18 protein-coding genes and 3 pseudogenes are annotated in these 24,133 nt (G+C 68.0%); 2 read left to right on the forward strand and 19 right to left on the reverse strand.

Annotated features, from left to right (window positions below):
- Positions 1-9 precede the first annotated feature (9 nt).
- The 6 genes from x551_RS00055 to x551_RS00080 all read right to left on the reverse strand — a co-directional run bounded on the left by x551_RS00055 (position 10) and on the right by x551_RS00080 (position 5,669).
- Positions 10-1,101: an aminopeptidase gene (locus x551_RS00055; RefSeq protein WP_051495636.1), complete on the reverse strand. Its 1,092-nt coding sequence runs from the start codon at positions 1,099-1,101 to the stop codon at positions 10-12.
- A 41-nt stretch (positions 1,102-1,142) separates the two neighbouring features.
- Complete coding sequence (locus tag x551_RS00060) at positions 1,143-1,325, reverse strand: hypothetical protein (RefSeq protein WP_036247227.1); 183 nt, start codon at positions 1,323-1,325, stop codon at positions 1,143-1,145.
- Between the two features lie 91 nt (positions 1,326-1,416).
- A complete protein-coding gene (locus tag x551_RS00065; RefSeq protein ID WP_161727909.1) occupies positions 1,417-1,836 on the reverse strand; it encodes a hypothetical protein in 420 nt (139 codons plus the stop codon).
- A gap of 17 nt (positions 1,837-1,853) precedes the next feature.
- Positions 1,854-3,017 (reverse strand): ammonium transporter, encoded by a 1,164-nt coding sequence (locus tag x551_RS00070; RefSeq protein WP_197028760.1) that lies wholly within the window; start codon positions 3,015-3,017, stop codon positions 1,854-1,856.
- Positions 3,018-3,285: 268 nt separating this feature from the next.
- Positions 3,286-5,328, reverse strand: a complete 2,043-nt coding sequence (locus x551_RS00075; protein ID WP_036231338.1) for a molybdopterin oxidoreductase family protein — start codon at positions 5,326-5,328, stop codon at positions 3,286-3,288.
- Entirely contained in the window at positions 5,307-5,669 is a 363-nt protein-coding gene (locus x551_RS00080; protein WP_129448524.1) for a hypothetical protein, read from the reverse strand. Before x551_RS00080 ends, x551_RS00075 begins: the two co-directional genes overlap by 22 nt.
- A 151-nt stretch (positions 5,670-5,820) precedes the next feature.
- On the opposite strand from x551_RS00080, the gene x551_RS00085 reads away from it, so the two are divergent.
- Positions 5,821-7,014: a M20 aminoacylase family protein gene (locus tag x551_RS00085; RefSeq protein ID WP_036247234.1), complete on the forward strand. Its 1,194-nt coding sequence runs from the start codon at positions 5,821-5,823 to the stop codon at positions 7,012-7,014.
- Positions 7,015-7,020: 6 nt separating this feature from the next.
- On the opposite strand, the gene x551_RS00090 is transcribed toward x551_RS00085, so the two are convergent.
- From x551_RS00090 to x551_RS00105, 4 genes are all read right to left on the reverse strand, one after another.
- Positions 7,021-7,650, reverse strand: coding sequence for an HAD family phosphatase (locus tag x551_RS00090; RefSeq protein WP_036231342.1), 630 nt, complete (start codon positions 7,648-7,650; stop codon positions 7,021-7,023).
- A complete protein-coding gene (gene pgi, locus x551_RS00095; protein WP_036231344.1) occupies positions 7,647-9,281 on the reverse strand; it encodes a glucose-6-phosphate isomerase in 1,635 nt (544 codons plus the stop codon). The genes x551_RS00090 and pgi overlap by 4 nt, the downstream gene beginning before the upstream one ends.
- The gene (gene tal, locus x551_RS00100; RefSeq protein ID WP_036231346.1) at positions 9,281-10,231 is read right to left on the reverse strand and encodes a transaldolase; all 951 of its coding nucleotides are present in this window, start codon (positions 10,229-10,231) and stop codon (positions 9,281-9,283) included. The genes pgi and tal overlap by 1 nt, the downstream gene beginning before the upstream one ends.
- An 82-nt stretch (positions 10,232-10,313) precedes the next feature.
- Complete coding sequence (locus x551_RS00105) at positions 10,314-10,595, reverse strand: STAS domain-containing protein (protein ID WP_011830672.1); 282 nt, start codon at positions 10,593-10,595, stop codon at positions 10,314-10,316.
- 28 nt (positions 10,596-10,623) lie between these two features.
- Here x551_RS00105 and x551_RS26685 point away from each other — a divergent pair, with 28 nt between their 5' ends.
- A complete protein-coding gene (locus x551_RS26685; protein ID WP_253950254.1) occupies positions 10,624-11,322 on the forward strand; it encodes a hypothetical protein in 699 nt (232 codons plus the stop codon).
- Positions 11,323-11,379: 57 nt separating this feature from the next.
- Here x551_RS26685 and x551_RS00115 read toward each other — a convergent pair whose 3' ends face one another.
- The 9 genes and pseudogenes from x551_RS00115 to x551_RS00155 all read right to left on the reverse strand — a co-directional run bounded on the left by x551_RS00115 (position 11,380) and on the right by x551_RS00155 (position 24,126).
- Positions 11,380-12,168, reverse strand: a complete 789-nt coding sequence (locus x551_RS00115) for a VacJ family lipoprotein (RefSeq protein ID WP_011830674.1) — start codon at positions 12,166-12,168, stop codon at positions 11,380-11,382.
- On the reverse strand, positions 12,165-12,647 hold the full coding sequence (gene mlaD / locus x551_RS00120) for an outer membrane lipid asymmetry maintenance protein MlaD (RefSeq protein WP_011830675.1): 483 nt from the start codon (positions 12,645-12,647) through the stop codon (positions 12,165-12,167). Before mlaD ends, x551_RS00115 begins: the two co-directional genes overlap by 4 nt.
- A 32-nt stretch (positions 12,648-12,679) precedes the next feature.
- Entirely contained in the window at positions 12,680-13,462 is a 783-nt protein-coding gene (gene mlaE, locus x551_RS00125) for a lipid asymmetry maintenance ABC transporter permease subunit MlaE (RefSeq protein WP_036231351.1), read from the reverse strand.
- Positions 13,459-14,298, reverse strand: a complete 840-nt coding sequence (locus x551_RS00130; protein ID WP_051495637.1) for an ABC transporter ATP-binding protein — start codon at positions 14,296-14,298, stop codon at positions 13,459-13,461. The genes mlaE and x551_RS00130 overlap by 4 nt, the downstream gene beginning before the upstream one ends.
- A 124-nt stretch (positions 14,299-14,422) precedes the next feature.
- A pseudogene (locus x551_RS00135) lies at positions 14,423-15,888 on the reverse strand (glutamate synthase subunit beta).
- Between the two features lie 38 nt (positions 15,889-15,926).
- Positions 15,927-20,665: pseudogene (locus x551_RS00140) on the reverse strand (glutamate synthase-related protein).
- A gap of 126 nt (positions 20,666-20,791) precedes the next feature.
- Positions 20,792-21,493, reverse strand: coding sequence for a transposase (locus x551_RS00145; RefSeq protein WP_036231354.1), 702 nt, complete (start codon positions 21,491-21,493; stop codon positions 20,792-20,794).
- A gap of 52 nt (positions 21,494-21,545) precedes the next feature.
- A complete protein-coding gene (locus x551_RS00150) occupies positions 21,546-22,817 on the reverse strand; it encodes a porin (RefSeq protein WP_036231366.1) in 1,272 nt (423 codons plus the stop codon).
- 143 nt (positions 22,818-22,960) lie between these two features.
- Positions 22,961-24,126, reverse strand: a pseudogene (locus tag x551_RS00155) (deoxyguanosinetriphosphate triphosphohydrolase).
- Between the last annotated feature and the right edge of the window lie 7 nt (positions 24,127-24,133).

The raw sequence follows: 24,133 nt of genomic DNA on the forward strand, positions 1-24,133 counted from the left end.
CGGTTCGGTTCAGGGCGGTGGCAGCTGACGGCCGGCTCCGAGTGTGGCGCGGCGTTCGGCCTGCGGCAAGCTGGCGAGGCGCCGCACCTCGGCGTAGAAGCGCGAGAAGTCGCTGCCCTCGGCGGCGAACAGTGCCTCGAAGCCCGGCACCAGCGCGTTGTAGGCCGACTGCACGCCCAGGCTGGCGTTGTTGGCCCGCGCGAACCAGGCGTCGTAGCCGCCGTAGCCGGCCCACGGACCGGCCTTGAGGCGCGCGTGCTCGGCGCGCATCTCCGCCATCAACGCGGCCTTGCCGGCACGCTTGTCGGCTTCGCTGCCGGGCCCGCGGTACAGCGCGTCGAGCTGCGTGCGGGTGGCGAGCACGAGCGTGCGGAAGTCGCGGCGGCGCGCATCGAAGCGCTCGTACTCCTCGCGCGCCGCAGCGTCGGCCCGTTGCGCGAGCCAGCGCTCGCCGCCGAGGCGTTCGACCGCGGTCGCGAAGCTTTCGTTGAACTCGGTGTCGTCCTTCGCATAGGCCACCTGGTGCGCCAGCTCGTGGAAGATCAGCCGTGCCAGCTCGCCTTCGGGGTAGCCGATGAAGGTATTGAGCAGCGGGTCGGCAAGGAAGTCACCGGGCAGCTTGCCGAGCGTGGAATAGGCGGGCACACCGTAGACGCTGACCTCCTGGCCCTGGGACATCAACTCGGCGGCCAGCGCGTCGGCCGCGCCGCGGTCGAAGTAACCGCGGTAGCCGACGCAGCCGACCACCGGGAAGCACCAGGTCTTCAGGCTCAGCGACAGCTCGGGCGCCGCGACCACGTTCCACACCACGGCGGGCCGGCCGAGGTCGGCATAGCGGCGGTAGCTGGCGTTGTCGGGCAGGCCCAGCTCCTGGACCGCGAAGTCGCGCATGCGCTGGCTCAGCAGCAGGCGCTCGCGCAGCACGGCCGGCGTGCCGGCGTCGGCCAGCCAGTCATCGACCGGCTTCGCGGCGCGCATCACGCCGAGGTGGCCCTGCACCGATTGCGAGAGGTAGGCGACACTGCCGCAGCCGCCCAGCAGCGCCAGCGCAGCGCCGACCGCGACAAGAGAGAACCACCAGGACCGGGCGCGCAGCAGCATGGCGCGCAGTCTACGGCTCCATGCGGACAGGTCGGCGGGCGCTACAGGTAGCGGCGGATGCCGGTCAGCGCCGGGACACCACTGGCCTCGAGCCGGTCGACGGCCTGCGTGAAGCAGGCGTCCGCGCGCACCGGCCCCAGCAGTTCGGCGAGTGCCACGTACATCACGTTGATCAGCAGCGTGCCATGGCCGCCGGCCGGCCAGTCGCCATCGAGCGTGCTCACCTGCCCGCTCCACCACAGCGACGCCGCGTGCTGCTGGGTCGCGGCAGGCTGGCCGCGTGGCGGATCAGCGCGCGGCGCACGCGCGCCGGCGTCAGGCCGACCGGCAGATCGCGCGAGAGCTGGGCCTCGATCGCCGCGAAGAAGGCCTGCAGGGCCGCCACCCCTCGCCCAGCCGCGGCGCCACCGGGGCGACGGAGCCCGGTGGCAGGCTGCCCGGCTCGGTGGACTCGAAGGGTTGCGAGGACAGTGGATCGTCCGGCAGGCGCCGCGGGTCACTCTGCAGCGCGCGGAAGATCCTGAGGTGCAGCTCGGCTTCCTTGCCGGCCAGGCCGAAGCCGTCGGCGATCTGCCGGCAGTAGCGGCTCAGGCCGAGGAACAGCGCGCCGCGCCCCTGGAACTGCTGGCACCACAGCATCACCGCGTCGCGCACGCGCGGCGCCTCCAGGTACTCGGCCAGCGCGTGCGCCAGCGCACGCCGCACAGTGACCGGATCGTTGTCGCGGCTTGCCATCGTCGACGCACCGCCGCTCATCGCTTGCCCCGGTGCACCGCGTCCTGCTGGAACTCGGGGTAGCCGATCTCGTAGTGCTCGGTGAAATCGAGGCCGCGCTGCTCGTCGAGCGTGCTGGCGCGCAGGCCCATGCTGCGGGCCAGCAGCCAGTACATCAGCAGCGCGGTGCCGAAGGACCACACGAAGGCGACGCCGCAGCCGATCGCCTGCACGCCGAGCTGCCGCAGGTCGAACATCGCGTCGTGCTTGAACAGCCCGGCCGCCAGCGTGCCCCAGACGCCGCCGACCGCATGCACCGAGACGGCTCCCACCACGTCGTCGATGCGACCCGCCTCAAGCAGCCAGCCGGCCAGCACGCTCAGCCCGCCGGCCACGAAGCCGGTGAGCAGCGCATAGGCCGGCTCCATCACGTGGCAGCCCGCGGTGACGCCGACCAGGCCGGCGATGCTCCCGTTGACGGCCGCCGTCATCAGCACCGGCTGGCGGCCGAGCGCCAGCATCGCCAAAGCGCCGATCGCCCCCGCCGCGCCGGACAGGTGGGTGTTGAGCACGATCTTGCCGATGCCCACCGTGGCCGCGGCGGTGCTGCCGCCGTTGAAGCCGAACCACCCCAGCCACAGGATGAACCCGCCGAGCGCCACCGAGGTGAGGTTGTGGCCGAGCATCGGGCGCGCCTCGCCGTTGGGTCCGAAGCGTCCGAGCCGGGGCCCGATCACCAGGACGGCAGCGAGCGCCGACCAGCCGCCCACCGAGTGCACGACGGTCGATCCGGCGAAGTCGATGAAGCCCATCTCGCGCAGCCAGCCCTGGCCGGAGAACAGCGAGCCCCAGGCCCAGGACCCGAACACCGGGTAGATGAGCCCGGTGATGAGCACGGAGCTGACGATGTAGGCCCAGAAACGCGCACGCTCGGCGATCGCGCCGCTGACGATGGTGGCGGCGGTGGCGGCGAACATCATCTGGAAGAACAGCAGCCCGTAGTCGGCCTCGGGCATCGCGTGCGGCAGGAAGCGGTCGGTGCCGATCCAGCCGCTGGCATTGGCGCCGAACATCAGGCCGAAGCCCACGGCCCAGAAAGCGACCGCGCCGAAGCACGTGTCGCAGTAGTTCTTCATGATGACGTTGATCGCGTTCTTGGCGCGGCTCATGCCGCTTTCCAGCAGCGCGAAGCCGGCCTGCATGAAGAACACCAGGCGCCGGCGGCCATCATCCAGACCATGTCGGTCCCGGACTTCAGCTGTTCGATCGTCGTGGGGTCGGCGGCGCGGGAGGCGGCCGCGAGGCTCGCGAGCAGGACGGCGCACGCGAGAGGACGCGCGGCCCGACGGACAGCAGGTTTCAAGACGGATTCCCAACGTTCTGGTGACGCGGCAATGTGGCAAGACACATGCCACCGCGCTGGCCAGCGACCGGACTTCCACGCGACGCATCGGCCGCGTGACGGACTGCTCAGTCCGCGCGCACCTCGACCAGGCAGTCGTAGAAGCTCGGGGCCCGACCGAGGTCGGTGAGCTTCTGGTGGGTGACTTCGTTCACGTTGCTGCCGCGCACGCCGAGCTTGCGCCACCAGATGCCCAGGCCGTTGACCACACCGGGGCGCGCCCGCTCGCTGAGCACGGCCTTGCACCAATACTGGCCGCGCTCGTTGAAGACACGCACCAGCGCACCATCGTGGATGCCGCGCGGCGCCGCGTCGCCCGGGTGGATCTCCAGCACCGGCTCGCCCTCGATGTCGCGCAGGCTCTTCACGTTGACGAAGCTGGAGTTGAGGAAGTTGCGCGCCGGCGGCGAGATCATCGCCAGCGGATAGGCCGCAGCGAGCTCGGGCGTGCTCTGCGCCGACTCGTGGTTGGGCACGTGGTCGGGCACGCCCCAGCCGGGCGCGTCGATGCGGCAGCGCCCGCTCGGCGTGGGGAAGCCGCCGTCGGCGAACGGCGCCTCGGGCAGCGGCAGCTGGACCCAGCCGTGTTCACGCAGCTCGTCGAAGCGCACGTGGCGGCCGAAGGCCTGGCGGGCGATCGCCTCGTCGCTGTCGCCGAAGCAGGGGTCGACATAGCCCATGCGCGCGGCGAGGCGCCGGAAGATCTCGGTGTTGGGCAGCGCCTCGCCCAGCGGCGCGACGGCCGCTTCGTTGATCAGCACCGAGGTGTGGCCGTAGCTGCGGTGCACGTCCAGGTGCTCGAGCTGCGTGGTCGCGGGCAGCACGAAGTCGGCGTGGTCGGCGGTGTCGGTGAGGAAGTGCTCCAGCACCACGGTGAACAGATCCTCGCGCGCGAAGCCCCGCACGACCTGGGGCGATTCGGGCGCCACCGCGACCGGATTGCTGTTGTAGACCACCAGCGCCTCGATCTTCGGGCCGAAGCCGGCCGAGCTCTCGCGCAGCAGGTCGTCTCCGATGGTGCTCATGTTGATCGTGCGCGGACGGCGCGCGCCCAGCAGCTCGGGCCGCTGCAGGGCGCCGTGGTCGATCGGGTACCAGCCGCTGCTCGACAGCAGCAACCCGCCGGCGCGATGCCGCCAGGCGCCGATCAGGCAGGGCAGCGTGGCGATCAGGCGCACCGCGTTGCCGCCGCCATGCACGCGCTGCATGCCGTAGTTGAGGCGGATCGCGGCCGGCCGTGTGCCGCCGTAGTCACGCGCCAGGCCACGCACCTGCTCGGCGTCCAGGCCGCAGACGGCGGCGGTGCGCTCGGGCGTCCAGGCGAGTGCCTTCTCGCGCAGCGCTGGCCAGCCCTCGGTGTGGCGGTCGATGTAGTCATGGTCGAGCCAGTCGTTGACGATCAGCTCGCGCATCAGGCCGAGCGCCAGCGCACCGTCGGTGCCGGGCAGCAGCGCAAGGTGCTGGTGGCACTTGTCGGCGGTCTCGGAGCGGCGCGGATCGATGCAGACCAGCTTCGCGCCGGCGCGCTTGGCCGCCTGGGCGTAGGTCCAGAAGTGCAGGTTCGACGCGATGCTGTTGCTGCCCCAGATCAGGATCAGCTTCGCTTCGGCGAAGTGCTCCACGTGCATGCCGACCTTGGCACCGTAGCTCGCCGTCAGCGCCTCGCCGCCGGCGCTGGCGCAGATGGTGCGGTCGAGCAGCGAGGCCCCCAGGCGGTGGAAGAAGCGCGCGGCCATGCTTTCACCCTGCACCAAGCCCATCGTGCCGGCATAGCTATACGGCACGATGGCCTGCGGGTCGCGCGCAGCGATCGCCTGCAGGCGCGTCGCGATGACGTCCAGCGCCTCGGCCCAGCCGACCCGCTCGAAGCGCCCGGCGCCCTTGGGCCCGACGCGCCGCAGCGGGTGCAGCACGCGCTCGGGGTGGTAGGTGCGCTCGGGATAGCGCGAGACCTTGGTGCACAGCGCGCCGTGGGTGGTCGGGTGGTCGGCGTCGCCCTGGACCTTCACCGCGCGGCCATCGCGCACCGTGACGCGCAACGCGCAGGTGTCGGGGCAGTCGTGCGGGCAGGCGCCGCGCACGCTGCGGGTCAGCCCGCCGTCGCCTTCCACTTGCCGTCCACCTTGCAGAGCTGCTGCTCGCTGCGGGCACTGAGCGCCTTGTGCCGGTTCTCCATCACCACCACGCGGCAACCCGCGCGCTCGCCCTCGCGCGCCGTGACGCTCCCCTCGCTGCCGCTGCGGTCGTTGCGCCAGGTCACCGGCACGCCCAGTTCGGGCGCGGCCAGCGCCTGCGTGACGGCGGCACGGTAGAGCTTGAAATCCTGCTCGTTGAAGCGGCTGATCGGCGTGTTGCGCAGGAAGCCGTAATTGGCGACCTGGGCCAGCGCCGCACTGCCGGCGGCCAGCGCCCCGAACGCCACGGCGGCACCGACAAAGCTTCGTCCTCTCATCGCGGTCCTCCCTGCCGCCCGCGTCTCGGCCGGCCCGGCATGGAGTGTGCCTCGTGCCGGCGGAGGCTGCAGAACGACCCTGTCGCGGCTGCGTCGCCGGGCGCGGCATTACCATGCCGAGGTGGAATCTTCGCCCGCTGGGGAGACGCCGATGCAGTTGATCGAATCCATCCTCGCCGACAGTGCCGCGGTCACCGCGATCCGCCGAGACCTGCACGCCCACCCCGAGCTGTGCTTCGAGGAGCGCCGCACCGCGGACGTGATCGCCCGGACCCTGGGTGACTGGGGTATCCCGGTGCATCGCGGGCTGGGCACGACCGGTGTGGTCGGCATCGTCAAGAATGGCTCGTCTGACCGCGCGATCGGCCTGCGTGCGGACATCGACGCGCTGCCGATCACCGAGCACAACACCTTCCCCCACGCCAGCCGCCACGCCGGCAAGATGCACGCCTGCGGCCATGATGGTCACACCGCGATGCTGCTCGCGGCCGCCCAGCACTTCTCCAGGCACCGGAACTTCGACGGCACCGTCTACCTGATCTTCCAGCCGGCCGAGGAAGGCGGCGGCGGCGCGCGCGAGATGATCAAGGAGGGGCTGTTCGAGCGCTTTCCGATGGAGGCCGTGTTCGGCGCCCACAACTGGCCTGGGCTGAAGGTCGGCCAGTTCGCGCTGAAGACCGGCCCGGTGTTCGCGAGCAGCAACGAGTTCCGCATCACCATCCAGGGCAAGGGCGCGCACGCGGCGATGCCTCATCTCGGTGTCGATCCGGTCCCGGTGGCCTGCCAGATGGTGCAGGCCTTCCAGACCATCATCACGCGCAACAAGCGCCCGCTCGACACCGGCGTGATCTCCGTGACGATGATCCACACCGGCGAGGCCACCAATGTCGTGCCCGACAGCTGCGAGATCCGCGGCACCGTGCGCACCTTCACGACCGAGGTGCTCGACCTGATCGAGCAGCGCATGCGGACCGTCGCCGACGCCACCTGCGCGGCCTTCGAGACGCGCTGCCGCTTCGAGTTCTCGCGCAACTATCCGCCCACCATCAACCATGCGGCGGAGACCGCATTCGCGCAGTCGGTGATGACCGAGGTGGTGGGCGCCGAGAACGTGCTGGAGTTCGAGCCGACGATGGGAGCCGAGGATTTCAGCTACTACCTGCAGCACCGGCCCGGCTGCTATTTCGTCATCGGCAACGGCGACGGCGCGCACCGCGAGGGCGGACACGGCCTGGGCCCTTGCATGCTGCACAACCCGAGCTACGACTTCAACGACGACCTGATCCCGCTCGGGGCAACGCTGTGGGTGCGGCTGGCCGAGCGCTGGCTGGGCACGCCACGCTGACGGATCCTAGAGCCAGCCCTGCTCGCGCAGCGCCGCCTCGCAGTCGGCCGGCCCGGTGAAGTGCAGCGCGCGCCAGCCGGCGGCGCGGGCCGCCTCGATGTTGCCGGCGTGGTCGTCGATGAACAGGCTGCGCGCCGGGTCGATGCCGAAGTCGAGCTCGGCACGCCGGAAGATCGCTGGCTCGGGCTTCATCAGGCCGATGCGCGCCGAGAACAGCCCGGCCTCGAACCACGCCAGGAAGCCGTGCCGGCGCTCGAGGTGGTCCGCATACGGCGCCGGCATGTTCGACAGGTAGTACAGCGGCCGCCGGGCGTCGCGCAGCGCTCGCAACAGCGCCACCGTGCCGGGCTCGGGCTCGAGGTGGGGCGGGATCGCGTCGATCACCGCCCTCACCTCGGCGGTGGCCAGCCCGGTGCGCACGGCGATGCGCGCCGCCAGCGCGTCGGCATCGAGGCTGCCGCGGTCGAACCCGGCCCAGTCGCTGCCGGGGCGAAAGCCCTGGAAGATGCGCTCGGCCAGCGCGCGTGCACCACTGTCGTCGGTGGCGTGCTGCGGCAGCACCTGCTGCAGCAGCGCCAGCGGCTGCCAGCGGAACACGACCCCGCCGAAGTCGAAGACGACGGCCGGACGCGTCACGCGCGCAGCTTCCGCAGCAGACCGGCCGTCGAGGCGTCGAGTCCGCTCGCGTCACCGCTATCCAGGCGCGGCAGCAGTTCGTTGCACATCGCCTTGCCGAGCTCGACCCCCCACTGGTCGAAGCTGTTGATGCCCCACACCACGCCGCTGGTGAAGACGCGGTGCTCGTACATCGCGATCAGCGCGCCCAGCGCAGCCGGATCGAGGCGCTCCAGCAGCAGCGTGGTGCTCGGTCGGTTGCCTGGGAAGCTGCGGTGCCGCGCCAGCACGTCGCGCGGCATGTCGGCTGCGGCCGTCGGGGCCCGCTCGGCCAGCGCCTGTGCCTCGCTTTTGCCCGCCATCAGCGCCTGGGACTGCGCTAGGCAGTTCGCCAGCAGCTTGCGCTGCTGTTCGGCCAGCAATGGCTGAAGGGCCGGCGGCAGATCGAGGTGCGCATGGCTGGTATCGCGCACGGCGATGAACTCGACCGGGATCACGTCGCTGCCCTGGTGCAGCATCTGGAAATAGGCGTGCTGAGCGTTCGTGCCCGGTTCGCCCCAGACCACCGGCGAGGTCGCGAACGGCAGCGGCTCGCCGTCGCGGTCGACGCACTTGCCGTTGCTCTCCATCTCGAGCTGCTGCAGATAGGCCGGCAGGCGGCGCAGGCCCTGGTGATAGGGCGCGACGCTGCGGCTCGTCAGCCCGTGGAAGTTGCGGTACCAGACGTCGAGCAGGCCCAGCAGCACCGGCAGGTTGCGCTCCAGCGGCGCCGTCGCGAAATGGCGATCCATCGCATGGGCGCCGCCCAGCAGTGCGCGGAAGTGCGTGGCACCCAGCGCGATGGCCACCGGCAGGCCGATGGCCGACCACAGCGAGTAGCGGCCGCCGACCCAGTCCCAGAAGCCGAAGGTGGTGTCGATGCCGAAGGCCACCGCGGCGTCGACGTTGGTGGTGGTCGCGACGAAGTGGCGAGCGATGTCGCGTCCACCGCGCGCCAGGAACCAGGCCTTGGCCGTCTCGGCGTTGGCCATCGTCTCCTGGGTGGTGAAGGTCTTGGACGCGATGATGAACAGCGTGCTTTGCGGATCCAGCTGCGTCAACAGCGGTGCGAGCTCGTGGCCGTCGAGGTTGGAGACGAAATGGCTGCGCAGGCCGGCCTGCGTGTAGGCCTGCAGCGCGGGCACCGCCATCTGCGGCCCGAGGTCGGAGCCACCGATGCCGATGTTCACCACATCGGTGATGCCACTGTGCGCGGTGTCGCGCACGCGCTCGGCAAAGGCCAGCATCGCATCGAGCGTCGCGTGCACCTCGCTGCCGTGGGGCGCTGCGTCGCGCGGCGCCCGCAGCGCGGTGTGCAGCACGGCGCGGCCTTCGGTGTTGTTCAGCGGTGCGCCGGCGAGCATCGCGTCGCGCCGCCCTTCCAGGCCGACCTCACGCGCCAGACGCAGCAGCAGCGCCAGCGCGGGCGCATCCAGCCAGTTCTTCGACAGATCGGCGAACAAGTGGGGGGCCTCGACACCGAAGCGCTCGAAGCGCCGCGCATCGCCGGCGAAGGCGGTGCGCAGGTCGAAGTTCGCGGCCGACGCGGCGAAATGCGCGCTCAAGTCCGCCCAGGCCGCCGTGCGGTCGCCACGCACCCAGTAAGCGGACATCACAGCGCCTGGATCAGCCGGTCGAGCTGCGCGGCGTCGACCGCGAAGGCACGGATGCCCTCGGCGAGCTTTTCGGTGGCCATCGCGTCCTCGTTGAGTGCGTAGCGGAAGCTCGCCTCGTTGAAGCTCAGCGCCTTGGCATCGCAGTGCAGCGCGGCATCGACGTCGAGTGCCCGCACCACCGTCGCCTCGCTGGCCTGCAGCTGGGCCAGGAGCTCCGGCGAGATCGTCAGCAGGTCACAGCCCGCCAGTGCCAGGATCTGCCCGGTGTTGCGGAAGCTGGCGCCCATGACCTCGGTCTCGATACCGAACTTGCGGAAGTAGCGCCAGATCTGCGCCACCGACTTCACGCCGGGATCATTGGCACCGGCATTGGCGGCCTCGTCCCAGCGCGCGCCGGCCGCCTTCTTGTGCCAGTCGTGGATGCGCCCGACGAAGGGCGAGATCAGCCGCACGCCCGACTCGCCGCAGGCCACCGCCTGGCAGAACGCGAACAGCAGGGTCAGGTTGCAGTGGATGCCGTGGTGCTCGAGCGCCTTGGCGGCCTGGATGCCTTCCCAGGTGGCGGCGATCTTGATCAGCACGCGCTCGCGAGCGATGCCCTCGGATTCGTACAGCGCCATGATGCGCTGGGCCCGCGCCACGGTGGCCGCGGCATCGAAGCTCAACCGGGCGTCGACCTCGGTCGAAACGCGTCCCGGGACGACGTTGAGAATTTCGCAGCCGAAGCGCACCAGCACGCGGTCGACGATCGCGTCGAGCGGCTGGCCGCGGTGCGCCGCGGCGGTCTGCGCCAGCAGCGGCGCATAGGCCGGCTGGCTGACGGCCTTCAGGATCAGCGACGGGTTGGTGGTGGCATCGCGCGGCGCGAAGGCCGCGATCTGCTTGAAGTCGCCGGTGTCGGCGACCACGGTGGTGTAGGCCTTGAGCTGCTCGAGTTGGCTGGACATGGGCTTCGCGCACGACACGGTCGAGTGAGCGTCGATGGTAAACCGACACCCGTCCCGCACCGCGCCCGCCAGGGCACCGAACTCACGCCTGCACTGGCGAGGGCGTGAGCAAATCGTCGATCCCGTAGAGCCGGGACAGCTCGCTGAGCTTCTCGGGCACGGCCGTCAGCTCGAAACGCTTGCCCCAGGCCTGGGCGAGTCGGCGGCATTCGAGGAGCACGGCCAGTGCCGTGGAGTCGAAGCGCTGCAGCTGCGATCCGTCGATCACCAGCAGCGGCTCGGCCTCGCGCTCCAGCGAGACCTTGAGCAGCCGCAACGTGTCGCGCGCCTCGTTCAGGGTCAGCGTCTCGGGCAGCAGCAGCATGCCCGCTCAGCCCCGGGCGCCAGCGCTCTTGTTGCGCTGGGCCAGTTCGGCGATCAGGCGTCCATGCCCTTGGCTTGATGATGGGCATCCACTGCTGCTGGTAGCTCAGGCCGAGGCGGATGCCCAGCACATCCAGGTCGTGGATCTTCCAGGCATCGCCGGTCCGACGCAGGTAGTAGTTGATGGGCACCGGATCACGCTGGCCGACGATCTTGGTGCGCACGATGACTTCACCGGGGTTGTCCGGACTCTTGACGACCCGGCCGAACTCGATCGTCTGGTCGCGTACCTGCGCGAACGCCGCCGCGTACTGGCGCACCAGCATGACCTTGAACTCGTCCTGGAGCCGGGCGCGCTGGTCCGGCGTCGCCTGACTCCAGGCCGCCTTGCCGGCAGCGAACTCGGTCATGGCGTCGAAGTCCACGTGCGGCAGGATCTTGGCGTCGACCAGCGCGAGGATGCGCTGGGTGTCGCCACCCTGGATGGCCTTGTCGGCCTTGATGGAATCGAGCACCTCGGTGGACACCTGCTTGACCAGGCCGTCGGGCGTCTGCGCCACGGTCTGGGCCAGCGCGACGCCGTGCGCCAGACCGAGGGCGACCAGACTCAGCGACAGGAATTGACGTTTCAGCATGTTTGTTTGCCTTTCAGTGGAAACGACCACGATCGAGCCTTTTGGAGACCGTTTGCGGCGACAAGTTCGCCACGCTACATGACGTTGCAATGAGGTTCAACGCGGCGCAGCGCTCGGGGTTTCAGGATCGGGCGCATCACCACGCCGCGCTCAGGGTCGGGCCTGTGGCACTGGCGCACTGGCGGGCTCCGCCGGCGCAGAGGCAGGAGTAGCCGGTTCATCGGGAACGTAATCCTCTTCGACCGCTCCTGCATCGCGACGCCGGCCGTCCTCCACCAGGCTGCGGCGGCGCTGCAGGTAGGCGTCGCGCACGAAGCTGTACTTGTCGAGCGCGATATCGTCGAGCAGCCCGGTGGCGTCGAGCAGCCCCGCGCGCGTGTTGATCACGCGCAGGCCGGTCAGCGCATTGCGCAACCGGACCGATTCGACCACCTGGTCCGGCGAGGCCAGCAGGTCGACCGGCAGACCGACCGCATCGCGCGCCGAAGACGGCCCCAGCACCGGGAGCACCAGGTAGGCACCGGCATCGAAGCCCCAGACGCCCAGCGTCTGGCCGAAATCCTCGTAGTGCGGCGCGAGGCCCAGCGCGGAGGCCCAGTCGACGAAGCCGACGAGGCCGAACACGGTGTTCGTGCCGAAACGCATCACGTCGTTCGCACTGTCGCCGAAGCGGCCCTGGAGGATCAGATTGAAGGCCGACCAGACATCGCGCAGGTTGTTGAAGAAGTTGTCGATGCCCTGGCGAGCGACCGAGGGCACAACCTCGCGATAGACGCGCGCCGGCGGCGCGATCAGGTACTGGTCCACCGTCTCGTTGAACGCGAAGGTCTTGCGGTTGAGCTTCTCCAGCGGGTCGGGCTGCTCGACGGTGGCGCAGCCGACGAGGCCGAGCGCCAGGGCCACCGCCAGGATCGCCGATCGACAGACACCCGATTTCACTTCTTCGCTCCCTCGCCGTTGTTCGAGTCGGACGACTTGCTGTACAGGAACTGGCTGATCAGGTTCTCCAGCACCACCGCCGACTGCGTGACGCGGATCTTGTCGCCGGTGACCATCAGCTTCTCCTCAGTGCCTGGCTCAAGGCCGATGTACTGCTCGCCGAGCAGCCCAGACGTGAGGATTTTGGCCGAACTGTCCGCCGGGAAGCCGAAGCGCTTCTCGAGATCGATCTCGACGCGGGCCTGGTAGGTGTCGGCATCGAAGCCGATCGCGACCACGCGCCCGACCACGACACCGGCGCTCTTCACCGGCGCGCGCACCTTGAGCCCGCCGATGTTGTCGAAGCGAGCCGAGACCGTGTAGGTGTCGTCGAAGCTCAGGCTCAGCAGGTTGCCGGCCTTCAGGGCCAGGAACACGATCGCCGCGGCACCGATCATCACGAACAGACCGACCCACACGTCATGCTTGGATTTCTGCATCTTCCTACTCCTGACGGGCGCCTCGTCCGTCGTCAAATCGAGAACATCATCGCCGTCAGCACGAAATCGAGCCCGAGCACGGCGAGCGAGGCCACGACGACGGTGCGTGTGGTGGCCCGGGACACACCCTCCGGCGTCGGTTGGCAGGTGTAGCCCTCCCACAGCGCCACGAACGTCACCGTGACACCGAACACGATGCTCTTCACGATGCCGTTGCCGACATCCTTGAACACGTCGACCCCGCCCTGCATCTGCGACCAGAATCCGCCGGCGTCGATGCCGATCAGCAGCACGCCGACCGCCCAGCCTCCCAGGATGCCGACGGCACTGAACACCGCTGCCAACAGCGGCATCGCGAAGACACCGCCCCAGAAACGCGGCGCGAGCACCCGCTGCACCGGGTCGACCGCCATCATCTCCATCGCGGTGAGCTGCTCGCCGGCCTTCATGAGACCGATCTCGGCGGTGAGCGAGGTGCCCGCGCGCCCGGCGAACAGCAGCGCGGTGACCACCGGGCCGAGTTCGCGCACCAGCGACAGCGCGACGAGCAGGCCGAGCGCTTCCGACGAGCCGTAGCGCTGCAGCGTGTAGTAGCCCTGCAGGCCGAGCACGAAGCCGACGAACAGGCCCGACACGGTGATGATCGCGAGCGAGTGGTTGCCCAGGAAGTGCACCTGGTCGACCACCAGCCGCCCGCGCCGCAGGGCCGGACCGAAGCTCGCGAGCATGCGCCCGAACAGGCGCGCCGCGGCACCCAGGCCTGTGAGCTGGGCGCGCACCGCGTATCCGACGTCCGACGGGCGGTACCAGCTCATGAGGAGCCCACCTGGAAGTCCTCGTTCGCGCTCGCGGCGGGGTAATGGAAGCGCACCGGGCCGTCGGCCTGGGCGTCGACGAATTGACGCACCAGCGGATCCTCGCTGGCCCGCATCTCGGCTGGCGTGCCTTGCGCGACCACACCGCCGTTGGCAATGAAGACCACCTGGTCGGCAATCGAGAAGGTCTCGTCGACATCGTGCGAGACCACGATGCTGGTGATGCCGAGCGCCCGGTTGAGCTCGCGGATCAGCCGTGCGGCCACGCCCATCGAGATCGGGTCCAGACCCGCGAAGGGCTCGTCGTAAAGCATCAGTTCGGGGTCGAGCGCGATCGCCCTGGCCAGCGCCACACGGCGCGCCATGCCGCCGGACACCTCACTCGGCATCAGATCGCGAGCACCGCGCAAGCCAACGGCGTTGAGCTTCATCAGCACCAGATCGCGGATGATGGCTTCGCCGAGCCCGCTGTGTTCGCGCAGGGGAAACGCCACGTTGTCGAACACCGACAGGTCGGTGAACAGGGCGCCGAACTGAAACAGCATGCCCATGCGGCGCCTCGCCGCATAGAGGCCGTCCCGGCCCAGCGTGGCGAGGTCGGTGCCGTCGAACAGCACCTTGCCGCTCATCGGCTCGAGCTGACGACCGATCAGTCGCAGCACCGTTGTCTTGCCGCCGCCCGAAGTGCCCATCAGCGCGAGCACGCTGCCGCGCGGTACGACCAGATCCACGTCGCGCAGGATCACGCGCTCGCCGTAGCCGCACGTGACATGCTGGAGTTCGACGAGAGCGTTCGGGTCGCGGCCGGGGATCGACGGCGCTGTTGGACTTGTCATGGGCCGAAGTGAAAAAGCCGAATCAGAGGACCCGGCTTCGCGGATGATAGGGGATACCCGGGGCGCCTGCTGCGCAGCGCCCGGAGGCCGGCCCGTCCGCACGGGCTCGGCGTTGCGGCAGGCCCTAGCGGGGCAGGTCGCTGTATCCCATCAGGAACTCGTCCACGGCGCGGGCGGCCTGGCGCCCTTCGCGGATCGCCCACACCACGAGCGACTGACCACGCGGACGTCTCCGGCAGCGAACACCTTGGGCACATTGGTCTGGTAGCCCCCGGTGAAGTCGGTCGTCGCCTTGGCGTTGCCGCGGCTGTCCTTGTCGATGCCGAAGGCGTCGAGCACGGTCGACACGGGGCTGACGAAGCCCATCGCCAGCAGCACCAGATCGGCCTTGAGCACCTGCTCACTGCCCGGCACCTCGACCATCTTGCCGCCCTGCCACTCGACGCGCACGGTCTTCAGCGCCGTGACCTTGCCCTTGTCGCCGATGAACTCCTTGGTGGCGATCGCGAACTCGCGCTCGCAACCCTCGTCATGGCTGGAGCTGGTGCGCAGCTTGTACGGCCAGTAGGGCCAGGTGAGCTCCTTGTTCTCCTGCTCCGGCGGCATGGGCATCAGCTCGAACTGCGTCACGCTCTTCGCGCCGTGGCGGTTGCTGGTGCCGACGCAGTCGCTGCCCGTGTCGCCACCGCCGATCACGATGACATGCTTGCCGTCGGCGCGGATCTGGCCCTTGAGCTTGTCGCCGGCATTGATCTTGTTCTGCTGCGGCAGGAACTCCATCGCGAAGTGCACGCCGTCGAGATCACGCCCCGGCACCGGCAGGTCGCGACTCTGTTCGGCACCCCCGGTCAGCACGACGGCATCGAACTCGGCCTTCAGCTGCTCGGGCGACACGATCTCCTTGGCCCAGTTCGTGACCTTCGAGCCTTCCGGCAGGTGACCGACCAGCACGCCAGTTCGGAACACCACCCCTTCGGCCTTCATCTGCTCGACGCGCCGATCGATGTGCGTCTTCTCCATCTTGAAGTCGGGGATGCCGTAGCGCAGCAGGCCGCCGATGCGGTCGTTCTTCTCGAACAGCGTGACGGCGTGGCCGGCCCGCGCGAGCTGCTGTGCCGCCGCCATGCCGGCCGGCCCCGAGCCGACGACCGCCACCGTCTTGCCGGTCTTGTGGCGCGCAGGCTGTGCCTGCACCCAACCCTCGGCCCACGCGCGATCGATGATGGCGTGTTCGATGCTCTTGATGCCGACCGCGTCGTCGTTGACATTGAGGGTGCAGGCGGCCTCGCACGGCGCCGGGCAGATGCGCCCGGTGAACTCGGGGAAATTGTTCGTGCTGTGCAGCACCGCGATCGCGTTCGCCCAGTCGCCTCGGTACACGAGGTCGTTGAAGTCGGGAATGATGTTGTTGACCGGACAGCCGCTGTTGCAGAACGGCGTGCCGCAGTCCATGCAGCGCGCGCTCTGGACCTTGGCTTCCTCGTCCTTCAGCCCGATGACGAATTCCTTGTAGTGCTTGAGCCGCTGCTCGACCGGCGCGTAGCCTTCCTCGAGACGCTCGTATTCCAGAAATCCGGTGACTTTTCCCATGGTGTGATGCTCCGTGCGGCCGCTCTGGAAGGCCGGCCTCAGGCCTTGGCCTTGCTCGACTTCTTGTCGTTGGTCCTGGCCTTGGCGATGGTCTCGCTGGCCTCCTTCTTGGCGTGGATCTCGCCCAGCGCCCGCTTGTACTCGTGCGGGAAGACCTTGACGAACTTGCCGCGTGCCGCCGGCCAGTGGTCGAGGATGTCGCGCGCGCGCAGCGAGCCGGTCCAGCGGTGGTGGTCCTCGATCAGCTTGCGCAGCAGCACCTCGTCGGCTACGCCCTTGTGGAAGATGGCGGCCTCCTGGGTGCTGCGCTGTTCGTCGGCCGTGAGTACCTTGTCCATCGCGACCATCGCGGTGTTGCAACGCTGCGAGAAGCTGCCGTCTTCGTCGTAGACGTAGGCGATGCCGCCCGACATGCCGGCCGCAAAGTTGCGCCCGGTCTTGCCGAGCACGACCACCGTGCCGCCGGTCATGTATTCGCAGCCGTGGTCACCGGTTCCTTCGACCACCGTGGTCGCGCCCGACAGTCGCACCGCGAAGCGTTCGCCGGCGACGCCGCGGAAGAAGGCCTCGCCGCTGGTGGCCCCGTAGAGCACCGTGTTGCCGACGATGATGTTCTGCGTGGCGTCGCCTCGGAAGTCGATGCTCGGGCGCACCACCACGCGGCCGCCGCTCAGACCCTTGCCGGTGTAGTCGTTCGCATCGCCGATCAGGTAGAGCGTGATGCCCTGCGCCAGGAAGGCGCCGAAGCTCTGGCCGCCCACGCCTTCCATCTGCATGAAGATGGTGTGGTCGGGCAGGCCTTCGGGCCGGTGGCGGATCAATTCGCCCGACAGCATGGCGCCGACGGTGCGGTTGACGTTGCGCGTCTCGTCCATGAACTGGACCTTCTCGCCACGCTCGATGGCTGGACGGCACTTCTCGATCAGGCGCACGTCGAGGGCCTTGGCCAGGCCGTGATCCTGCACGTCGACCTGGCGACGCGGCACGTCCGCGCCCACCTGCGGCAGGTGGAACACACGCCCGAAATCGAGGCCGCGCGCCTTCCAGTGCGACACGCCCTTCTTGGTGTCGAGCAGATCGGCGCGACCGACCAGTTCGTCGAAGCTGCGGATGCCCAGTTGCGCCATGATCTGGCGCGCTTCCTCGGCAACGAAGAAGAAGTAGTTGACGACGTGCTCGGGCTTGCCCTGGAACTTGGCGCGCAGCACCGGATCCTGCGTTGCCACGCCCACCGGACAGGTGTTGAGGTGGCACTTGCGCATCATGATGCAGCCCTCGACGACCAGCGGTGCGGTCGCGAAGCCGAACTCGTCGGCCCCGAGCAGCGCACCGATCACGACGTCGCGGCCGGTCTTCATCTGACCGTCGGCCTGCACGCGGATGCGGCCACGAAGACCGTTGAGCACCAGCGTCTGCTGGGTCTCGGCCAGGCCAAGCTCCCAGGGCGTGCCGGCGTGCTTGATGCTGGACCACGGCGAGGCCCCGGTACCGCCGTCGTGACCGGCGATCACCACATGGTCGCTCTTGGCCTTGGCGACGCCGGCGGCGATCGTGCCGACACCGACCTCCGACACCAGCTTGACGCTGATGGAGGCGCGCGGGTTGGCGTTCTTCAGGTCGTGGATCAGCTGCGCAAGGTCCTCGATCGAGTAGATGTCGTGGTGCGGCGGCGGCGAGATCAGGCCGACGCCCGGCACCGAGTAGCGCAACATGCCGATGTACTCGGACACCTTGCCACCCGGCAACTGGCCGCCCTCGCCGGGCTTCGCGCCCTGGGCCATCTTGATCTGGATCTGGTCGGCCGAGACCAGGTACTCGGTCGTCACGCCGAAGCGCCCCGACGCCACCTGCTTGATCTTCGAGCGCAGCGAATCGCCGTCCTTCAGCTCGTAGTCGGCCTCGATCACCTTGCTGCCGACCACTTCGCTGACCATCGTGCCCTGCTTGATCGGGATGCCCTTGAGCTCGTTGCGGTAGCGCGCAGGGTCCTCGCCGCCCTCGCCGGTGTTGGACTTGCCGCCGATGCGGTTCATCGCGATCGCGAGGGTGCTGTGCGCCTCGGTGCTGATCGAGCCGAGCGACATGGCGCCGGTGGCGAAACGCTTGACGATCTCGCTGGCCGGTTCGACCTGATCGAGCGGGATGGCCTTGCTGGGGTCGAGCTTGAACTCGAACAGCCCACGCAGCGTCATGTGCCGGCGCGACTGGTCATTGATCAGCTGTGCGTATTCCTTGTAGGTGTCGAACTTGTTCGCGCGCGTGCTGTGTTGCAGCTTCGCGATGGCGTCCGGCGTCCACATGTGCTCCTCGCCGCGTGTACGCCAGGCGTACTCGCCACCGGCGTCGAGCATCGTCGCCAGGACCGGGTCGTCGCCGAAAGCTGCCCTGTGCATGCGCAACGCCTCTTCGGCAACCTCGAACACGCCGATGCCGCCGACTTGCGAGGCCGAGCCGCGGAAGTACTTCTCGACCAGCGGCTTGTTGAGGCCGATCGCCTCGAACAGTTGCGCACCGCAGTAGGACATGTAGGTCGACACGCCCATCTTGGACATGATCTTCGACAAGCCCTTGCCGATCGCCTTGACGTAGTTGTAGATCGCCTTGTCGGCCGAAAGGTCGCCTGGCAACTCCTTGTGCAGCGAGGCCAGCGTCTCCATCGCGAGGTAGGGGTGCACGGCCTCGGCGCCGTAGCCGGCAAGCACGCCGAAATGATGCACCTCACGCGCCGAGCCGGTCTCGACCACCAGGCCGGCGGTGGTGCGCAGGCCCTCGCGAACCAGGTGCTGGTGGATCGCCGACAGGGCCAGCAGCGCGGGGATCGCGATCTGGTCGCGGCTCATGCGACGGTCGGTGATGATCAGGATGTTGTGGCCGCCCTGGATCGCGTCCACCGCCTCGGCGCACAGCGATGCCAGCTTGGCCTCCACGCCCTCACCGCCCCAGGCGTACGGATAGACGATGTTGAGCTCATACGACTTGAATTTGCCGTGCGTCGGCTTCTCGATGCTGCGCAGGCGCGCCATGTCCTCGAAGTCGAGGATGGGTTGCGCGACCTCCAGCCGCATCGGCGGGTTGACCGCATTGATGTCCAGCAGGTTGGGCTTGGGGCCGATGAAGCTGTTCAGCGACATCACGATCGCCTCGCGGATCGGATCGATCGGCGGGTTGGTGACCTGCGCGAACATCTGCTTGAAGTAGCTGTACAGCGGCTTGTTCTTGTCGGACAGCACGGCCAGCGGCGAGTCGTTGCCCATCGATCCGATGCCCTCTTCCCCGGTCTGGGCCATCGGACTCATCAGGAACTTGATGTCTTCCTGCGTGTAACCGAAAGCCTGCTGGCGATCGAGCAGGTTTTCGGCAAAGGCCGGCGCGGCCTCGGCCGGCGCGGCGATGGCGTCGAGCTTGATGCGCACGTTCTCGATCCACTGCCGGTAGGGCTTGGCCGAGGCGTAGGTGTTCTTCAGTTCCTCGTCGTCGACGATGCGGCCCTGTTCCAGGTCGATCAGAAACATCTTGCCGGGTTGCAGGCGCCACTTCTTGACGATCTTGTTCTCCGGGATCGGCAGCACGCCGGACTCGGAGGCCATCACCACCAGATCGTCGTCAGTGACGATGTAGCGGGCCGGACGCAGGCCGTTGCGGTCGAGGGTGGCGCCGATCTGCTTGCCATCGGTGAACACCATCGCGGCGGGACCGTCCCACGGCTCCAGCATTGCAGCGTGGTATTCGTAGAAGGCACGGCGCCGCTCGTCCATCGTCGCATGCTGCTCCCACGCCTCCGGGATCATCATCATCGCGGCGTGAGCCAGCGGGTAGCCGGCCATCGTCAGCAATTCCAGCGCGTTGTCGAAGGTCGCGGTGTCGGACTGGCCATCGAAGCTGATCGGATACAGCTTGTTCAGGTCATCCCCCAGCACCGGCGACTTCATCACGCCCTGGCGCGCGCGCATCCAGTTGAAGTTGCCCTTGACGGTGTTGATCTCGCCGTTGTGCGCCACCATCCGGTAGGGGTGCGCCAGCGGCCATTCCGGGAAGGTGTTGGTCGAGAAGCGTTGGTGCACCAGCGCAAGCGCCGACACCGTGCGTTCGTCTTGCAGATCCAGGTAGTAAGTGCCCACCTGATCAGCAAGCAGCAAACCCTTGTAGATGATGGTGCGGCAGCTCATGCTGGGCACGTAGTACTCGTGGCTGTGCGTGAGCTGCAACTTCTGGATCGCCGCCGATGCCGTCTTGCGGATCACGTAGAGCTTGCGCTCCAGCGCATCGGGCACGATCACGTCGGCGCCACGGCCGATGAAGATCTGACGGATCACCGGCTCCTTGGCCCGCACCGTGGGCGACATCGGCATGGCCCGGTCGACCGGCACGTCGCGCCAGCCCAGCAGCACCTGCCCTTCGGCGTGCACGGCGCGCTCCAGCGCCTGCTCGCAGGCCAGTCGCGAGGCGTGTTCCTTGGGCAGGAAAATCATGCCGACACCGTACTCGCCGGGCGGCGGCAGTTCGATGCCCTGGAGAGCCATCTCGCGCGGTAGTACTCGTCGGGAATCTGGATCAGGATCCCAGCGCCGTCACCCATCAGCTTGTCAGCCCCGACCGCGCCACGGTGATCGAGGTTCTCCAGGATCTTCAGCCCCTGGCCGACGATGCTGTGTGCCTTGACGCCCTTGATGTGCGCCACGAAGCCGACGCCGCAGGCATCGTGTTCATGGGCCGGATCGTAGAGGCCTTCGAGGCGAAGGGTGTCGATGTCTTGCTGGCTTGGGGCGGACGAGGTCACGGCGCTCTCCTGGCGGGAAACGGCCGAGAGATTACGGCAGCGCAGCAAAACTGACAATCAAAAAATTCAGGGTCAGATTCTTATTATTGAGCGCTCGACACTGGTGCGAAATTAAATGGTGACATATCAAATTTGGTGCGCCGGCCGAATCTTCGGTGGTCGGCCTCTGGGCCTCGGCGCGACCGGTCGTGACGAGGCAGAGGCCAGTTGCGCGACGAAACGGTCGGATCCCAGCGCCCAGCCCCCCCGCAGTGCCGCTTCGATGGCCTGCACCTGGCGGTCCGGTAACGCGTGCTCGAGCATGCTGCCGTAGGCCATCTCTCGCTCGAAGGGTGTGTTGCCAAGCGCCCAGTACGCCGCCGGATGCACCAGGAACGGGTCCGCAGCGTGACCGCGGTGGGCCGCTTCGCTGGAACATGGCAGCGACACGGCTGCTGCCGCCTGAGCGCCATGCCCCAGTCGTTCGACATACACCATGCAAGGCAGCAACCACGAGGTCGGTTCGATGACGGCCGCCCGGAAGCGGCCTTCCCACAAGCCGCCAACACGGCCGTGGCGTCGGTTGAAGGCCGACGCATGCCGGCGCGCCACCGATTGCATGACCAGGCTCAGACCACTCGCCTGATCGGGCGTAGCCACCAGATCGAGACGCGACTCGAGCACCGAGTAGGCGTGGATTGCGACGTGATGCTGCGCCGCCACCTCGCGCAGCAACTGCAGCAATGACTGGCGGTCGGTGTCATCCTGCACCATCGTCTGGCCGTGCTGCGCGCGCTGGCTCACCACGTGCGGCAGCGCCGGAACGATCAAGCGGGGCAATCGGGCCATGGCGCGCGAGGGTACACCGCGGCAGCGGCGCGGGCCGCCGGCCGCAGGGGACTCAGAAGCGGTGGCGCAGCGCCAGCGCGATGTTGTGAGCGCCCTTGCCCGCCTCGGAGGTCACACCGCCGAAGAATCCGCCGCCGCCCGGGGCGGCCTGAGCGTTGTCGTCATTGTCGAAGCGGGTCAGCACGAAATTGACGTCGGTGCGCTTCGAGAGTGCATAGGTGTAGACAGCGCCGTAGGACTGAACGTCCGCATCGGCGATGGTGCGATCGTCGTAGTGGTTGTAGGCCACCGTCACGGTGCTCGGGCCGAAGTTGAAACGATAGCCCACGTGGAACAAGCGGGAATCCTGGCGCAACGCACGCTCGAAAGCATTGCCGATCAAGGTGGCGAGCGGCGCAAATGCGGGGCTCGGGTTTTGTGCGATCAAGCCCGCAGTCACGTCCGCGCCGACGCCAGGATTGTCGTCCTTGAAGGTCGCATAGAGCGTCGACAGCTTGCCAGGACCCAGGTCCACCGAAGCACCCAGCAGCACATCCGTCAGAGCCTTGTCGCCGACGGCATTGTTGTTGGTGCCGTAGGCCGCCCCCACCGCGAAGCCGTTGCCCTTGTAGTACGCGTTGGCACTCATGTAGCGGTTGTTGGAGGTGGAATCACCGGTTTCGCCGAAGGCATACATCAGCGTGGCCGTGAAACCATCCTTCTGCAGTCGATAGGCCAGGGCGTTGCTCTTGCGGATGTCGACTGCCGCCGGCAGCGTGGCGATCTGTGCGGCCGACAGGCTGGAATCGGTCTGCATCGAATCGAACACGTAGAACATCTCGTAGGCCGGCGTGTACTGCCGACCCGCCAGCACGGCACCGACCGGTGTGACGAGACCGACGAACGCCTGCCGGTCGAAGACGTTGTTGGTCAGGTTCACGCCGATCTGGCTGCCCAGTTGCGCGCCGACCTGGTTCACGACGGTCTGGGTCGTCACGCCCGGGGCCAGCGGGATCAGCGGCACGCCGAGGAACTGCAGATCGAGAAAGCGGTCCGGGACTTGGATGCCCGATGCCGCCCGATTGCTGATGGCGCCGGTGTCGGCCTCGAAACGGCTTTCGAGCACGAAGAGCGCGCGGTAGCCACCCCCTAGATCTTCATTGCCCTTGAACCCCCAGCGCGAGCCTTCCATGATGCCGCTCGCCAACCGCGTCTTGGCGGCGTCCTGCCCCGAAACGTAGTTGATACCGGCATCCACGCTGCCGTATAGCGTGACCGAATTCTGTGCCTGAGCCGACGCGGCGAAAACCGATGTCGCGGCCAATGCGATGAGGGTCTTGTTCATGGGAAACGTCTCCTGCAGATTCTCGAATCGGGCCATCGTGGCGCTGCCTCGACAACCTCTGCAAATGACTGTATCGACGCCCCCCGGAGCCCCGTAGCGGGTCAACACGGGGATGTTGCGATTTGCTCACAAGGGAGTAGAGACTACCCTCCAGACACCCGTCCGTGGTCTTCGAAGACAGTGCGGCCCGTGATGCGCCGGTGCTCGCTGATCGCGAAGCGATCCGTCATGCCCGCCACATAGTCGGTAACGGCGCGGAACGGCGTGGCGCTTTCGGCCGCAGCCGACGGCAGCTCGGCAGCTCCCGTCACGTAGGCCTCGAACAGTTCGCGTACCACGCATCTTGCGCGGTGCGTCGTGCTCTCGACCTGCGGGTGGCGGTAGAGCTGCGCGAACAGAAAGCGCTTCAGTGCCAGGCTCTCGTCCCGCATCGCCGGCGTGAACTGCACCAGCAACGGCGACATCCTGACATCGGACACCTTCTCGATGCGATGCTGCCGCAGCGCGTCGCGAGTGGCATCGATCACGTCGTAGACCTGGGCGGACAGCAAGCGCCTCAAGGTTTCGAACAAGAGCCTGCGGCCCTCGAGGCCAGGATGCTCACGTCGAGCTGCATCCATGTGGGTTGCCACCAAGGGCACTTCGCGAAGCTGCTCGAGACCGATCAAACCCGAACGCACGCCGTCGTCGACATCGTGTGCGTTGTAGGCGATCTCGTCGGCGAGGTTGCACAACTGCGCCTCCAGGCTGGGCTGCGTGCCGTCGAGAAAGCGGCGCCCGACACCGCCCGGCTCCTGCAGCTCGAGCGCCTGCGCGTTGCGTCTGGAGCAGTGCTTGAGGATGCCTTCCCTTGTCTCGAAACTGAGATTCAATCCTTCGAAGCTAGCGTATCGTTGTTCGAGTCGGTCGACGACCCTCAGCGACTGAAGGTTGTGCTCGAACCCCGAGCCTGCGGATCGATGCGTCGCAAGCAGCCGTTCAACTCATCCTGCCCCGCATGTCCGAACGGGGTGTGTCCCAGATCGTGCGCGAGCGCGATGGCTTCCGTGAGGTCTTCGTTGAGCTGCAGAGCACGGGCTATCGAACGCGCGAGCTGCGCCACCTCGAGCGAGTGCGTGAGCCGCGTCCGGAACAGGTCGCCCTCGTGGTTCAGGAAGACCTGGGTCTTGTAGACGAGGCGTCGGAACGCGGTGGAATGAACGATGCGATCGCGATCGCGCTGGTAATCGTCCCGGGTCGGTGCGGGCGCTTCGGCGTAAAGGCGGCCACGGCCGCTGGCCGGATCGCTGGCGTAGGACGCGAGCGACATCATCAGC

Source organism: Methylibium sp. T29, assembly GCF_000576205.1.
In the GTDB taxonomy this organism is placed as follows: Bacteria; Pseudomonadota; Gammaproteobacteria; order Burkholderiales; family Burkholderiaceae_C; genus Methylibium; species Methylibium petroleiphilum.